The organism is Mesorhizobium sp. M7A.F.Ca.CA.003.01.2.1, from assembly GCF_003998945.1.
In the GTDB taxonomy this organism is placed as follows: Bacteria; Pseudomonadota; Alphaproteobacteria; order Rhizobiales; family Rhizobiaceae; genus Mesorhizobium; species Mesorhizobium ciceri.
In genome coordinates, this window is record NZ_RZRA01000033.1 from 1 (window position 1) to 13,554 (window position 13,554).

At 63.7% G+C, this 13,554-nt stretch carries 15 protein-coding genes; 4 read left to right on the forward strand and 11 right to left on the reverse strand.

Annotation, left to right across the window (positions count from 1 at the left end):
• The 7 genes from EN969_RS03105 to tesB form a co-directional block, all read right to left on the reverse strand.
• Window positions 1-591: exodeoxyribonuclease III (locus tag EN969_RS03105; protein WP_127418986.1), on the reverse strand; the 591-nt coding region annotated here is incomplete at its 3' end.
• 172 nt (window positions 592-763) lie between these two features.
• Window positions 764-1,447 (reverse strand): outer membrane lipoprotein carrier protein LolA, encoded by a 684-nt coding sequence (locus EN969_RS03110; protein ID WP_024505000.1) that lies wholly within the window; start codon window positions 1,445-1,447, stop codon window positions 764-766.
• Window positions 1,448-1,592: 145 nt separating this feature from the next.
• On the reverse strand, window positions 1,593-4,268 hold the full coding sequence (locus EN969_RS03115; protein WP_063169525.1) for a DNA translocase FtsK: 2,676 nt from the start codon (window positions 4,266-4,268) through the stop codon (window positions 1,593-1,595).
• 259 nt (window positions 4,269-4,527) lie between these two features.
• Window positions 4,528-4,803 (reverse strand): hypothetical protein, encoded by a 276-nt coding sequence (locus EN969_RS03120; RefSeq protein ID WP_063170403.1) that lies wholly within the window; start codon window positions 4,801-4,803, stop codon window positions 4,528-4,530.
• Between the two features lie 305 nt (window positions 4,804-5,108).
• Window positions 5,109-6,290 (reverse strand): ammonium transporter, encoded by a 1,182-nt coding sequence (locus EN969_RS03125; protein ID WP_224619141.1) that lies wholly within the window; start codon window positions 6,288-6,290, stop codon window positions 5,109-5,111.
• 205 nt (window positions 6,291-6,495) lie between these two features.
• The gene (locus EN969_RS03130) at window positions 6,496-6,834 is read right to left on the reverse strand and encodes a P-II family nitrogen regulator (protein ID WP_013528889.1); all 339 of its coding nucleotides are present in this window, start codon (window positions 6,832-6,834) and stop codon (window positions 6,496-6,498) included.
• Between the two features lie 217 nt (window positions 6,835-7,051).
• Entirely contained in the window at window positions 7,052-7,927 is an 876-nt protein-coding gene (gene tesB, locus EN969_RS03135) for an acyl-CoA thioesterase II (protein ID WP_013528888.1), read from the reverse strand.
• 96 nt (window positions 7,928-8,023) lie between these two features.
• On the opposite strand from tesB, the gene EN969_RS03140 reads away from it, so the two are divergent.
• On the forward strand, window positions 8,024-9,283 hold the full coding sequence (locus EN969_RS03140; protein ID WP_027163307.1) for a ubiquinone biosynthesis hydroxylase: 1,260 nt from the start codon (window positions 8,024-8,026) through the stop codon (window positions 9,281-9,283).
• Window positions 9,284-9,293: 10 nt separating this feature from the next.
• Here the strand turns inward: EN969_RS03140 and EN969_RS03145 are convergent, their stop codons facing one another.
• The 3 genes from EN969_RS03145 to EN969_RS03155 all read right to left on the reverse strand — a co-directional run bounded on the left by EN969_RS03145 (window position 9,294) and on the right by EN969_RS03155 (window position 10,536).
• Window positions 9,294-9,821: a hypothetical protein gene (locus tag EN969_RS03145; RefSeq protein WP_024504998.1), complete on the reverse strand. Its 528-nt coding sequence runs from the start codon at window positions 9,819-9,821 to the stop codon at window positions 9,294-9,296.
• A 140-nt stretch (window positions 9,822-9,961) separates the two neighbouring features.
• Window positions 9,962-10,318, reverse strand: a complete 357-nt coding sequence (locus tag EN969_RS03150; protein ID WP_063169526.1) for a YciI family protein — start codon at window positions 10,316-10,318, stop codon at window positions 9,962-9,964.
• The gene (locus tag EN969_RS03155) at window positions 10,315-10,536 is read right to left on the reverse strand and encodes a hypothetical protein (protein ID WP_063170404.1); all 222 of its coding nucleotides are present in this window, start codon (window positions 10,534-10,536) and stop codon (window positions 10,315-10,317) included. Before EN969_RS03155 ends, EN969_RS03150 begins: the two co-directional genes overlap by 4 nt.
• A gap of 220 nt (window positions 10,537-10,756) precedes the next feature.
• Between EN969_RS03155 and EN969_RS03160 the strand changes: the two genes are divergently transcribed.
• Window positions 10,757-11,182, forward strand: coding sequence for an OsmC family protein (locus tag EN969_RS03160; RefSeq protein ID WP_063169527.1), 426 nt, complete (start codon window positions 10,757-10,759; stop codon window positions 11,180-11,182).
• 62 nt (window positions 11,183-11,244) lie between these two features.
• Here the strand turns inward: EN969_RS03160 and EN969_RS03165 are convergent, their stop codons facing one another.
• Window positions 11,245-12,216, reverse strand: coding sequence for an AraC family transcriptional regulator (locus EN969_RS03165; RefSeq protein WP_013528882.1), 972 nt, complete (start codon window positions 12,214-12,216; stop codon window positions 11,245-11,247).
• A 324-nt stretch (window positions 12,217-12,540) separates the two neighbouring features.
• On the opposite strand from EN969_RS03165, the gene EN969_RS03175 reads away from it, so the two are divergent.
• Both EN969_RS03175 and EN969_RS03180 read left to right on the forward strand, forming a co-directional pair.
• Window positions 12,541-12,894 carry a hypothetical protein gene (locus EN969_RS03175; RefSeq protein WP_013528880.1) on the forward strand — a complete coding sequence of 118 codons (354 nt, stop codon included), beginning with the start codon at window positions 12,541-12,543 and terminating at the stop codon, window positions 12,892-12,894.
• Window positions 12,888-13,427: a hypothetical protein gene (locus EN969_RS03180; protein ID WP_027163304.1), complete on the forward strand. Its 540-nt coding sequence runs from the start codon at window positions 12,888-12,890 to the stop codon at window positions 13,425-13,427. Before EN969_RS03175 ends, EN969_RS03180 begins: the two co-directional genes overlap by 7 nt.
• Window positions 13,428-13,554: the final 127 nt, after the last annotated feature.

The following is a 13,554-nucleotide window of genomic DNA, read 5'->3' on the forward strand; positions in this document are numbered from 1 at the left end:
CATCAGGTCGGCCCAGTTGCCGGCGCGACGCATCGCCTCGAAATTTTCCGTCTCGACCGGCGTGTGGCTGACCACGTTGAGCAATTGCTTGTGCGACCAGACGTCATGTTCGAGCGGGGCGATGTTGAGGTCGCCGACCAGCACCGAGCCGGACACCTCGTCATGTTCTGCCCGGATGGCATTCATCTCGGCAACGAAATCGAGCTTGTGCTTGAACTTCCTGTTGATGACGGGATCCGGTTCGTCGCCGCCCGCCGGGACGTAGAAATTATGCAGCAGGATCGCCTTGCCGCCGGCCCGCACCGTCACCGAGAGGTGCCGGCTGTCCTCGATTTCGCAAAAGCGTCGCTTTTCGACCAATTCGATCGGCCGCCGCGCCACGGTTGCTACGCCGTGGTAGCCCTTCTGGCCATGGAAGGCGATGTGCTCGTAGCCGAGCTTGCGGAAAGCCTTCTCGGGGAACAGTTCGTCGGGAACCTTGGTTTCCTGCAGGCACAGCACGTCGGGCGCATGCTCGACGAGCAGGCGCTCGACGATCGGCATGCGAAGGCGAACGGAGTTGATGTTCCAGGTGGCGATGGAGAAGGGCATTTGGCAATCCAGGACAGCGTGCAACCGGCCAGAACCGATGGGTCCCGGCGGGGAAGACGCCTTTTGACGGAGTCGGTCCGGGAAATTGCCAGCCGCAAGCCGCAAAGACAAGCCGGGCAACGCTCGACGAGGCGCGGCCCGGTGCTTTCCACAGCTATTGGAGCGTTTGAAGCTAGCGCGCCTTGTTGGTGTTGAGCTCGCGGTTCGCCGTGTAGTCGATGGCGAAAGTATCCGGCGCGAAGCTGACGCCTTCCTTGGTGTTGAAGATCATCACCGTCGTATCCTTGCCCTGCGCGTCGGTGATCGTCCACTGCCGCAAGTCGAAGGTTTTCGGATCGAACATCATGGTGATCTTCGAATTGCCGAACACCGATTTGTCGGCGAGCTGGATGGTTGTGAGGTCGTCCTCCTGCTTGACGCTTTTGACGCGGTCGCCGGAGAGGTCGATCCTGTTGTCGAGCAGCAGCTTCAAGGGAGTCTTCGACAGCGGATAGAGATCGGACGTGTTGAGCCTCTTGTTCAGGATGACCACCGACTGGCCGTCTGAAATCACCCGGAAGTTCGAAGAGCCGTCGTAGTTGAAGCGGATCTTGCCCGGCCGTTCGAGGAAGAACTTGCCGCCGGTCTGCTCGCCCTTGGGGCCGAACTGCACGAATTCGCCGCTCATCGATTTGACCGAGGAAAAGTGGTCGGCGATCTTCTGCGCAGCGGCCGGCACAGCCGCCTGCGCCGAGGCCAGCACCTGGAAGCCGGGCACCGCGTTGAAGGCTGCCGCCCCTGCAAACGCCAGACCGAGGCCCAGCAACTGACGCCGGGATGGAGCAAATGTGCTGAGCGCTGAAAGATCGTTTTTCATGTCGGTCACTCTCGTCTGATTCCTGAGTTGTTCTGTGCTTGGACCCCCAGTTGGGCTGAAATTTGGCGGGTCGGGCGTCCCTTGGTCGCTTCAACGCCTTGAAAGGTTCAAGGTTGCCGGATGTCGCAAGGGTCAGGCTTTCTGGTCAGAACTTGTCCTCTTCGGTCGGCACCAGGATCTCGCGCTTGCCGGCATGGTTGGCCGGGCCGACGATACCTTCCTTCTCCATCTTCTCGATGATCGAGGCAGCGCGGTTATAGCCGATGCCCAGCCGGCGCTGGATATAGCTGGTCGAGGCCTTGCCATCGCGCAGCACCACGGAGACCGCTTGATCGTAAGGATCGTCGGAATCCTCGAAATTGCTGTTGCCGCCACCGCCGCTCGCTCCACCCTTGCCTGACGGCTCGTCGTCATCCTCGCCATCATCCTCGGTGATGGCGTCGAGATACTCCGGCACGCCCTGCAGCTTCAGATGCGCGACGATCTTCTCGACCTCTTCATCGGCGACGAACGGGCCGTGCACGCGCTGGATACGGCCGCCGCCGGCCATGTAGAGCATGTCGCCCATGCCGAGCAGCTGCTCGGCGCCCTGCTCGCCCAGAATGGTGCGGCTGTCGATCTTCGACGTCACCTGGAAGGAGATGCGGGTCGGGAAATTGGCCTTGATGGTGCCGGTGATGACGTCGACCGACGGCCGCTGCGTTGCCATGATGACATGGATGCCGGCGGCGCGCGCCATCTGCGCCAGGCGCTGCACGGCACCTTCGATGTCCTTGCCGGCGACCATCATCAGGTCGGCCATCTCGTCGATGATGACGACGATATAAGGCATCGGCTCGAGATCGAGGTTCTCGGTCTCGTAGATCGCCTCGCCGGTCTGGCGGTCGAAGCCGGTCTGAACGGTGCGCGAGATCTTCTCACCCTTCTTGTCCGCCTGGCTGACACGGGCGTTGAAGCCGTCGATGTTGCGCACGCCGACCTTGGACATTTTGCGGTAGCGGTCCTCCATCTCGCGCACGGTCCATTTCAGCGCCACCACCGCCTTCTTCGGATCGGTGACGACGGGCGTCAGCAGATGCGGGATGCCGTCATAGACCGAGAGTTCCAGCATCTTCGGATCGATCATGATCAGCCGGCAATCCTGCGGCGTCAGCCGGTAGAGCAGCGACAGGATCATGGTGTTGATGGCGACCGACTTGCCCGAGCCGGTGGTGCCGGCGACCAGCACGTGCGGCATCTTGGCGATGTCGACGATGACCGCCTCGCCATTGATGGTCTTGCCCAGCGCCAGTGCCAGCTTGGCCTTCGTCGTCTCGAAGTCGCGGCTGGCCAGGATCTCCCTGAGATAGACGGTTTCGCGCTTGGCGTTCGGCAGTTCGATGCCGATGGCGTTGCGGCCGGGCACCACCGCGACGCGGCAGGCGATGGCGCTCATCGAGCGGGCGATGTCGTCGGACAGGCCGATGACGCGCGACGATTTGATGCCGGGCGCCGGTTCGAGCTCATAGAGCGTGACGACCGGACCCGGACGGACGGCGATGATCTCGCCCTTGACGCCGAAATCCTCCAGCACGCCTTCGAGCAGGCGCGCGTTCTGTTCCAGCGCGTCCTTGGACAGGCTGGCGTCGCGCACCACGTTCTTCGGCTCGGAGAGGAAGTGCAGCGACGGCATTTCGAATTTTTCAGAGCCGATCAGCGATGTCTGCGCCTCGCGCTGCACACGGGCGCCGGGCACGGGGCGCGCCGCCGGCGCCTCGACGCGCGTGGCGGCATCGGAACGGAACGGCTGTACCTTGGCGGTCGGCGCGCCTCGGCGTTGCACGACAGGCTCATCGTCGAAATCGGCATCCTCGCCCGCATTGTCGAAGCGGTCGTCGAAGATATCGGCATCGTCGGGGTCGAGCGAGGCGCTGCGGTCGTTGACCATGGCGGCGAAGAATTCCGGCTCGACGCGGGCGCGGCCATCCTGGCTCATCCGCTGCTCGGCGAACTCGGCCGATTCGACCCGTTCGGCGGCGCGGCGCCAGGCGGTGGAGCGCTGCTCCATCTCCGGCTCGTACTCGTCCCGCTCCTGCCTGCGGCGCACGGCGCGGCGGTGCATCCACGCGCGCAGCGACAGCCACCAATGGGTGATGGCGCCGAGCGCCAGGATGCCCTCGTCGCCTTCGTCCTCGTCATTGTCGAACAAAAGGTCGTCCTCGCGCGGATCGACGGCGGGCTCGTCCTCCATCACGGCAAAGCCGTTCTTGCGTCCGATCAGCGCCGAGCCATGGGCGAAGAGCCACAGTGCGGGCGCCGACAGCAGGATGGCGATGATGCTGGCGATCAGCCCGGTCGGATAGCCGCCGATGACGACACCGGGGATCTTCAGCACCATGTCGCCGAACACGCCGCCGAGGCCGGTGGGCAGCGGCCAGGTCTTGGGCGGCACCACGCAGCCGACCATCGCCGCGGCCAGCAGCGCGAAGCCGAACCAGGACAACCCGCGCTTGGGCAGCCTGTCGACACCGCGCGCGGAAAACAGCAGGAAGCCCCAGATGACCGTCGGAACCAGGGCGGCGACGGCGGCGAGGCCGAAGAACTGCATGGCGAGGTCGGAGAACACGGCACCCGCATAGCCCATGGCGTTGGTGACGGAGTTGTTCGTCGCGTGGGAAAAACTCGGATCGGCGACATTCCAGGTGGCAAGGCTGGCAACGCCAAAGGCGGCCAGCGCGAACAGGCCGACGCCAACCAGCCGCCCGACCTGACGCCGCGCGAACGCCTGGATGCCGTGCCCCGTATCGGCCAGCGCGAGCGGTGCTGAAGCCCCTGAACGCATGCTCTTCCCCGTCTGTCGTGGACTCGCCGGGTGCGTGGCGCACTCCGGCAGATTCGGGTCTCAGACTATCGGTGGGAAGGTTAAGGGCGCATTAACTATAAGAGGTTGAGACGCTCAAACCTCATTACCGCCGGTTGAGCCGTATGAGGCAATGATGGACGACGGACCGATGGAGCTCCATCGAACGAAACAATGGCGGGCTGCCGGCCCGCCATTGGTCGTCTGAACGGAGATCGGGCCTCGGCCCGATCGCGGCAAATCAGTTGGCGCCGCCGAGCGCCTGCACATTGGCGCAGAATTCCGCATGCGGCTTGCTCATCGCCGCATCCTGGCATTCCTTCTTCATCGCTTCCTGCTTTTCCATCGGCATGGCCATGAAAGCTGTCTTGAAGCCCGCCATCGGCTTCATGGTTTTCATGCCGGAATCCGTGAAGAACGGCGCCATGTTGTCGGGCTCGTCCAGAGCACCGGCAAACGCCACGCCGCCGATCATGGAAAGAGCAAGCGCTCCGAGACAGATGTTCTTGAGGTTCATGAGATGGTTTCCTTCCCTGTTGTTTGGCACGAGCGTCAGAACGACGATCGTCCCCACGGTTCGGAACCAGAGCGGTCGTTGTTTCCTCAAAAAACATGATCACGCGAACGTGATTGCGTGAAGCCGGGCATTGCCGGAATGGCTTGCCAAAAAAAGAGGCCCGGATGCGATCCGGGCCTCAATGCGTGAACTCCTTTCGGGAGCGTCACGACGGGATCTTTCAAAGCAATTCCAGGAGAACTGTGCAGCGCTTTCCATTCGGAATTGCGTGGAGATATGGGGCCGGCGGGAGGAGGGTTCCGCCCTTACGGCACCACTTCGCCATGCTGGGAGATGTCGAGGCCTTCGACCTCTTCCTGGGTCGTCGGGCGCAGGCCGACAAGCGCCTTGACGATGTAGAGGAGCACGAAGGTGGCAATGCCGGTCCACACGATGGTGACGGCAACGCCGTAGATCTGCTTGCCGAGCGAAGCACCTGCGCCGAGGCTGTTGATCGCCGGGTCGGCGAGCACGCCGGTGAGCAGAGCGCCGACCACACCGCCGACGCCATGCACGCCGAAGGCGTCGAGCGAGTCGTCATAGCCGAACATGTGCTTGACCTTGACCGCCGAGAGGTAGCAGACGACGCCTGCGACGATGCCGACGATGAAGGCACCGGTCGGGTTGACGAAGCCGGAAGCCGGCGTCACCGCGACCAGGCCGGCAACCGCACCCGAGATGATGCCGAGCACGGAAGGCTTCTTGGCGACGATCCATTCGGCGAACATCCAGGCCAGTGCCGCCGCGGCGGTGGCAACCTGGGTGTTGAGCATGGCAGCGCCGGCAAGACCGTCGGCTGCCAGTTCCGAACCGGCGTTGAAGCCGAACCAGCCAACCCACAGCAGTGAAGCGCCGATCACCGAATAGACCAGGTTATGCGGCGCCATGTTGGTGGTGCCATAGCCTTCGCGCTTGCCGAGAACCAGCGCACAGACCAGACCGGCGACACCGGCGTTGATGTGAACGACCGTACCGCCGGCAAAGTCGAGCACGCCCGCCGATCCGAGGAAGCCGCCACCCCAGACCCAATGCGCGATCGGCACGTAGACGACCAGCAGCCACAACGCCATGAAGATCAGCAGCGCCGAGAACTTCATGCGTTCGGCGAAGGCGCCGGCAATGAGCGCCGGCGTGATGATGGCGAATGTCATCTGGAACATCGAGAACACGAATTCAGGAATGTTGGCGACGCCCGGCAGCCACAGCGAGGCCGTGGTGATGCCGTGATGGAAGAACTTCGAGGTGCCGCCGATATAGCTGTTCACGCCGCCGCCGTCCGAGAAGGCCAGCGAATAGCCGAACATGAACCACAGCACCGTCACCAGGCAGGTGATGGCGAAGCTCTGCATGACGGTGGCGAGCACGTTCTTCTTGCGCACCATGCCGCCGTAGAACAGCGCCAGGCCCGGAATGGTCATCATCAGCACCAGCGCCGTCGAGGTCAGCATCCAGGCGGTGTTGCCGGTGTCGAGCACCGGGGTCGGGGCAGCAGCCGGCGCGGCCGCGGCTGCGGCCGGTGCCGCTTCCTGTGCGAAGGCGGCAACCGTGCCCAATGCTGCGAGAGTAAGCGAACCCAAAAGGGCAGCTCGTCCCGTCGTCTTCAAGGTGGAAGGAATATTCATTGAACTCTCCATTGGAATACGTGATCGCCGCTCAGAGCGCGTCGGTGTCTGTTTCGCCGGTGCGGATGCGCACCGCCTGATCGATGCCGAAAACGAAGATCTTGCCGTCGCCGATCTGGCCGGTCTTGGCGGCTGCGGTGATGGCTTCGACGGCCTTGTCGACCATGTCGGCACTGACCGCGACTTCGATCTTGATCTTCGGCAGGAAGCTGACCGCGTATTCCGCCCCGCGATAGATCTCCGTATGCCCTTTCTGACGCCCGTAGCCTTTGACTTCGGTGACGGTCAGGCCCTGGATGCCGACGGCGGTGAGCGCTTCGCGTACCTCGTCGAGCTTGAACGGCTTGATGATTGCCATCACGATTTTCATAAGGTTTCACCCTTTGCTGTTGCGGTCCCCCGCGTTTGTACACCTTCACCGATCCCAAAGAGCCGGAGAGTGCCCACAAGGATTCAAGCTCCGTGCCAAGTGCGGAAGCAGGGTGTTAACCCACTGTAAACAAAGAGATTAGGGAGTGCGCCGACGCAACCTGCCCACAGCTGCGGCGATACGCCTGCTTAAAAATTGGGCAAATTTCGAAAAATGCCTACTCTGCAGGCGATCGCTTGAGCCGGATCAGCCCTTCCTGCGCAACCGAGGCAATCAGCGTACCGTCGCGGGCAAACAGCGAGCCGCGTGTAAAGCCGCGCGAGCCCTGCGTCGACGGGCTGTCCTGCGTGTAGAGCATCCAGTCGTCGAGCGCATGGCTGCGGTGGAACCACATGGCGTGGTCGAGGCTCGCCGCCTGGATATCGCGATCGAAAATGGCGCGGCCATGCGCGAAGGTCGATGTGTCGAGCAGCGTCATGTCGGAGAGATAGGCGAGCACCGCTGCCTGGATGGCGCGGTCCGCCGGCACCGGACCGGTGGTGCGGATCCAGATGTTCTGCTTTGGCTCCAGCTTTTCGCGGCTGGTGTAATGCTTCAGCATCACCGGCTTCATCTCGATCGGCCGGTCGCGCTCCCAGTAGCGTTTGATCCCATCGGGCACCGCCTCGCCGAATTTGCCCAGCAATTCGCGTTGCGACAGCAATGTGTCCGGCCCCGGAACGTCCTGCGGCATCGGCACCTGGTGCTCCAGGCCGACCTCATCCTGCTGGAACGAGGCTTCGAGCGAAAAGATCGCCTGGCCGTGCTGGACCGCCACCACGCGCCGCGTGGTGAAGGAGCCGCCGTCGCGAATGCGGTCGACCTCGTAGACGATCGGCACCTTGGTGTCGCCGGGCCGCATGAAATAGCCGTGCAGCGAATGCACGTACCGATCGGGATCCACTGTCCGCTGCGCCGCCACCAGCGCCTGGGCGATGGTCTGGCCGCCGAACACGCGCTGCCAGTCGAGCAGCGGGCTGCGACCACGATACAGATTGTGTTCCAGCTTCTCGAGGTCGAGAATGCCGAGAAGCTCGTCCATGGCTGCCGTCATATTTCGCGCCCTCGCCGCAGAAGTGTTATGGCGGTTTCCGACAGGACGGACAGGCAGTCAAGGGCGCAAGACCCGGCCGGCGCAGGAGCGAAGATGATGGAACGCAAGGCGGACACGAAAAACAGATCCGGGCTCGATGTCCTGGTCGCCGGCGCCGGCTATGTCGGCCTGGCCGCCGCCGTATCGCTGAAACAGGCGCGACCGGGCCTCGCCATCGCTCTCGTCGATGCGGCACCTGCTGGCGCCTGGCAAAGGGATGGCCGCGCCTCGGCCATTGCCGCTGCCGCCTGCCGCATGCTCGACCAGCTCGGCGTGTGGGCCGAGATCGCACCCCAGGCGCAGGCGATCACTGAGATGATCATCACCGATTCGCGCACCGCCGATCCGGTGCGTCCGGTCTTCCTGACCTTCGGCGGCGAAGTGGCGCCGGGCGAGCCCTTTGCGCATATGGTCGCCAACAAGGTGCTGAACGGCGCCTTGCGGGCCAGCGCCGAAAGGCTCGGCATCGATATCATCGAAGGCGTCGCGGTGCAGGGCTTCGAGACCAACGGCAGTGGCATCACCGTGCATCTCGCCGACGGCGCAGCGCTGAAGGCGCGGCTGCTGGTCGCCGCCGACGGCGTCAACTCGAAGCTGCGCGACATGGCCGGCATCAAGACGGTGAAGTGGGAATATGGCCAGTCCGGCATCGTCTGCACGGTAGCGCATGAACGCCCGCACAATGGTCGCGCCGAAGAGCATTTCCTGCCGGCCGGGCCTTTCGCCACATTGCCGCTCAAACCCGGTGAGGACGGCACCAACCGCTCGTCGATCGTCTGGGTCGAGCGTACGCCCGATGCCGAGAAGCTGGTGGCCGGTGACGATCTCCTGTTCGAACACGAACTCGAGCAGCGTTTTGGCCTGAAGCTTGGCGAGATCCGCGTTACTGATGCGCCGCGCGCCTGGCCGCTCGGCTTGACCATTGCGCGTGCTTTCGTCGCGCCCCGCATCGCACTCGCCGGCGATGCCGCCCACGGCATCCACCCGATCGCCGGCCAGGGCCTCAATCTCGGCTTCAAGGATGTCGCGGCCCTTGCCGAGGTGATCGTCGAGGCCGACCGGCTCGGCCAGGACATCGGCGCGCTCGACGTCCTCGAACGCTACCAGCAGTGGCGCCGCTTCGACACGGTGCAGATGGGCATCACCACGGACGCGCTGAATCGGCTGTTTTCCAACGATATCGGCCCGCTGCGAACCGTCCGCGACATCGGCCTCGGCCTTGTCGAACGCATGCCGCGCCTGAAGGATTTTTTTATCCGGCAGGCGTCGGGGTTGTCCGCCAGCACGCCGCGATTGTTGAAGGGCGAGGCGATCTGAGCGCTATCGCTCAGTTGACCTCGAAACCCAGCTTCTGCCGCAGCCGCAATATCCTCTGGTCGGATATTTCGAGGCGTTTTTCCCCGCCCTGGGCGGCGCGGTTGACCATCTGCAGCAGATCGTTCCGCTCGGCGACATCGAGGCGTTCGCGCAGGAACGGCGCCAGCTTGTCGATGACGACGGTGGTGTCGTCGACCTGCGCCGCCGCCCATTTGGCGTAGATCACCGCCTCGTCGGTCTTCTTCTTGTCGGCGATCTCGGAAATCACCGCGCGGATGACAGCCTCGCGCTGCGGCAGGATGGGCCCATCCTCGGAGACGATTGATGTGATCAGCGTAGCCGCCGCTACGACCGGATCATCGATCGCCGTCAGAGGCGACAGAGCCGCCTGCTTGCGCAGCTTCTTGCGACGGATGTTGCCCTGCACGCGCCCGACAACGTCCGCAACCTCGCGAGCCGCGTCGTTCATCGCCTTCATCCGGTACCACCAGAACGCCGCCGCGCCCATCACGCCAAGGATAGCAATCAGGAAAGGCATGTCGAAATCCCCAAGAACCCCGGCGACGATAGGAGAACTCTCGCCTTGCTTCAACACGCAAAAGTTGCGCACCAAATGAACCGGGACGATCGTTCAATCGAACGCCTTGGTTTCCGCGTGGCTGTAGCACATGGCGGGGGCTATGACCCCGGCACACTGTAGATCGCCCGCACCTCGATGGTGCCGATTTCGGCCAGCGGGATCTCGCCGGCGATCTCCAGCGCCTGGTCGAGATTGTCGGCCTCGATCATGACGAAGCCAAGCAACTGCTCCTTGGTTTCGGCGAACGGGCCGTCGGTGATCAGCCGCTTGCCCTGGCGTCGCCGCACCGTCTTCGACGTTTTCACCGATTGCAGCGCCTGCGCGACGATCAGCACCCCACGATGATCCAATGACCGGTCATGAGCCATCGAATCGGCATCGAGCTTGGCCAGACGCTCCGGCGTCATGGCATGGAGGTCGTTTTCCTCGCCATAGACCAGACAGACATATTTCATTTCCAGCTCCCTTGCTGTGACGAACCATAGGCGATCACGGTATCGGTTGAGTTCTTGCCGGCAGCGACATGGTCGAGAAGGCTGACCGCAATGCCGATGATTGCAACTGCCGCAAGCAGCCGGCCGAAGCCGGAGGGCGGCACATGCAGCGGGCCGCTTTTCCCTGGATCAGCCGTTCGGCAGGTGCTTGTCCAATGGGCAGAAAACAGATTGTTCATGCGAACCTCCATCCGCCACGAGAATCTGTGGCCGCCCGCAGGACGCTCGGGGCCGATGCAAGTCGACATTTTGCACGCACATTTTTTTCAAAAAAGATTCGGTGGGGCTCGCCGGTGCTGCATGCGCGCGCAAACAGCGCGGTGGCCTTCCCTCGCGCCCGCGCTATAGTTGGGAGGAACGCCGCCTGGCCGGCGCCACCGCTGTAATAAGGAGGAATTCATGGACCGCACCGCAAACGCCGTCTGGAAAGGCAATCTGAAAGAGGGCACGGGCACGCTCGACACCCAGAGCGGAACCCTGAAGGGCACGCCCTATTCGTTCAAAGCGCGCTTCGAGGACGAGAGCGGCAAATCCGGCACCAACCCTGAAGAGCTGATCGCGGCGGCGCACGCCGGCTGCTTTGCCATGCAGTTTTCGCATTTCCTGGCCGAGAACGGCACCCCCGCCACCGAACTCGACGCCAAGGCCGTGGTGACGCTGGTTCCCGGCACCGGGATCACCGGCAGCGCCCTCACAGTGGTCGGCAAGGTCCCGGGCATCGACGCGGCGAAGTTCAAGGAATTGGCCGAAAGGGCCAAGGCCGGCTGTCCGGTCTCGAAGGCGCTCGGCGCCATAAACGTATCGCTCGACGCCAAGCTCGGCTGAAGGCCCGAACGGCAAATTCATCCAGAAACCGCTGGCCCTTGGGCCGGCGTTTTCGTTTGCGGTCAGCCCTTCAACGCGGCCGCCCGCACATCCGATGGCGTCGCGCCGTAGCGCCGCCGGAACGCCCGGTTGAAATAGGAGAGGTCGTTGAAGCCTGCCTCGAAGGCGATCGCCGTGATGCTGCGTCCGGCATGACGAGGATTGCTGAGCATCCGATGCGCGCGCAACAGGCGCTGGCACAGCATGAAATCCGACAGCGACGTGCCTTCGCTCTCGAACAGTTTTCTGATGTAGCGGGCCGAAAGGCGGTGACGGCGGGCGATGTCTTCGGCCGACAGGTCGCCGCCATGGGCTGTTATTTCGGCCTTGATGGCACGCAGCCGCGCCACGCGCACGCCTCGGCCCCGGGCGATTTCTGCCGCGTCTCGGGTGGCACCCATGGCCAGAGCGACGAGATCGAAAATATGCGTCGTCGCCAGATGCCAGGCCTCCGGGGTCAGCACGTCGCCGGCATCCTGGATCGACCTGACATAGTCGAGCAGCAGCCGCATCGCCCCGCCGGAGGTTGGCAGCGGCTGCATCAGCGCCGGCGCCGGGTCGCCGATCAGCGGTGACAGTGCCTTGAGCGAGAAGCTCATATTGACGAAGCGAAGACCGCCTGGCTGGATGACATTGAGGCCGACCTCCTCGCCGCTCATCATCAGCGCCTGGCCGTTGCCGACCGGCTCCTCGCGGCCGCGATGCTTCATCACGCTTGCGCCATCGAGGGCGACCAGGAGGACGAGATCGTCGCTGTCGATCAGCGACGTCGAATGATGGACGCGGAATTCCGAACACGTGCCCGTGGCGATGCCGAGGCCAGGCAACGCGCGCACCTGCATATCGACATGCGTCGGGCCGAGTGGATCGAGATCGACCTTGAGCACCGTGCGGCCATAGACCTCGCGCATGACCTCGACGCGATCCCGCTCCGGAAGCGCGTCCGTCATCAGTCGGAACGAGGCGGTTGGCCCCATCGTCGCCGTCACCGGCATCCCCCATGCCTCAGGTCAATCAGAAGCGGCGTGATATGCGCCGCGCCTCCGAAAACGTCAATACAGGGCCGTTTGGGCCGTTTTTAGGGCCGCTGCGTCCAAGCTGCCCGCTTTTGCCGGACCTAGTTTGCAGCGCGTTTCCGATCAGGAAGCGCATCGCAAACAGCCACAAGGGGGTTCGATGTATCATTTGCAATTGTTCAGGACACTGTCGGGGCTCGCCTCGGCAGGCTTCAATCCACGCGTCTATCTGTTGTCCATCGCTCTCGGCGGAACCGTCGCCGACCATCGCGATCCGAAGCGGCCGTGTGGGGAGCGTCGGCCATGAGCGTCCGGCATACAGTCCTGGCGGCACCGGTCCTGTGCCTCGGCCTATCGGGCTGCGTCGGCATCAACCCGGTTTCTGCGGTCGTCGGCATGGCCGGCATGGCGGCGGCCAACTCCGCCGGCATGGCGCAATCGAGCGTCATCAGCCCGCAGGAGCAGGCGAAGTACGCCTCGATGTCCTGTGCGGATCTGCGGCAATTGATGGCAGGTTACGAAGAGGCGAAGAATCATGGGCCGTCGGTCAAGAAATACGGCGGCATGGCGCCGGCCGGCAAGACGGCGATCGTCAACAATGTCATCGGCACGCGGCTTGTCTATCTCCGGCAGCTTGTTGCGAGCAAAGGATGTTGAGGGCCTCGTCACACCACGCCTGCCGGGCGGCACTTGTCGGGCTTGCCGGCTGGCTGGCCTTCAGCGCCGGCGGCGCTTACGGCCAGGGCAAGGGACCGACGACACGCTCGCGCCTCGGTGCGATGCCGGGAGCGCTCGTCGGCAAGTGGGGTTTTGCAGTTGCCAGCGGCAATTATTGCGACACATTCAGCAACTGCGATCCAGGCAGCGGCGGCAGCGTCACCTTTACCTTCGGGGCTGACGGGCGCACCTATTACGCGCTGTTCCAATCGTCTCTGGTCGACGGCTGCGGTCAGGTCCGGTCGCTGACCCTGAAAACCGGCAAGGCCTCCGTGCGCGGTTCGACCCTGGTTTTCACGCCGACGGCAGGAACCTACAAATCCGTCAATGGTTGCCGGCCCGACCTTACGGGCCTCTGGAAATTCAAGCCCGGTGACCTGAAGCCGGTCTCCTTGCGTTGGCAACTGGACGGCAACCAGTTGCGGCTGATCGACCCCGACGGCGAAGCGAGCGGCGTTTACTCGAGGAGGTGAACCTAGCGCTCGCCGGTCAGCGCGTCGATGCGGGCGCGTAACATTGCAATCTCCTCCTCGAGGGCGCTGACGCGCTCCTCGAGGCCGGAGGCAGATGAAGCAGCCGACGCAGCCTGCATGGCGATGG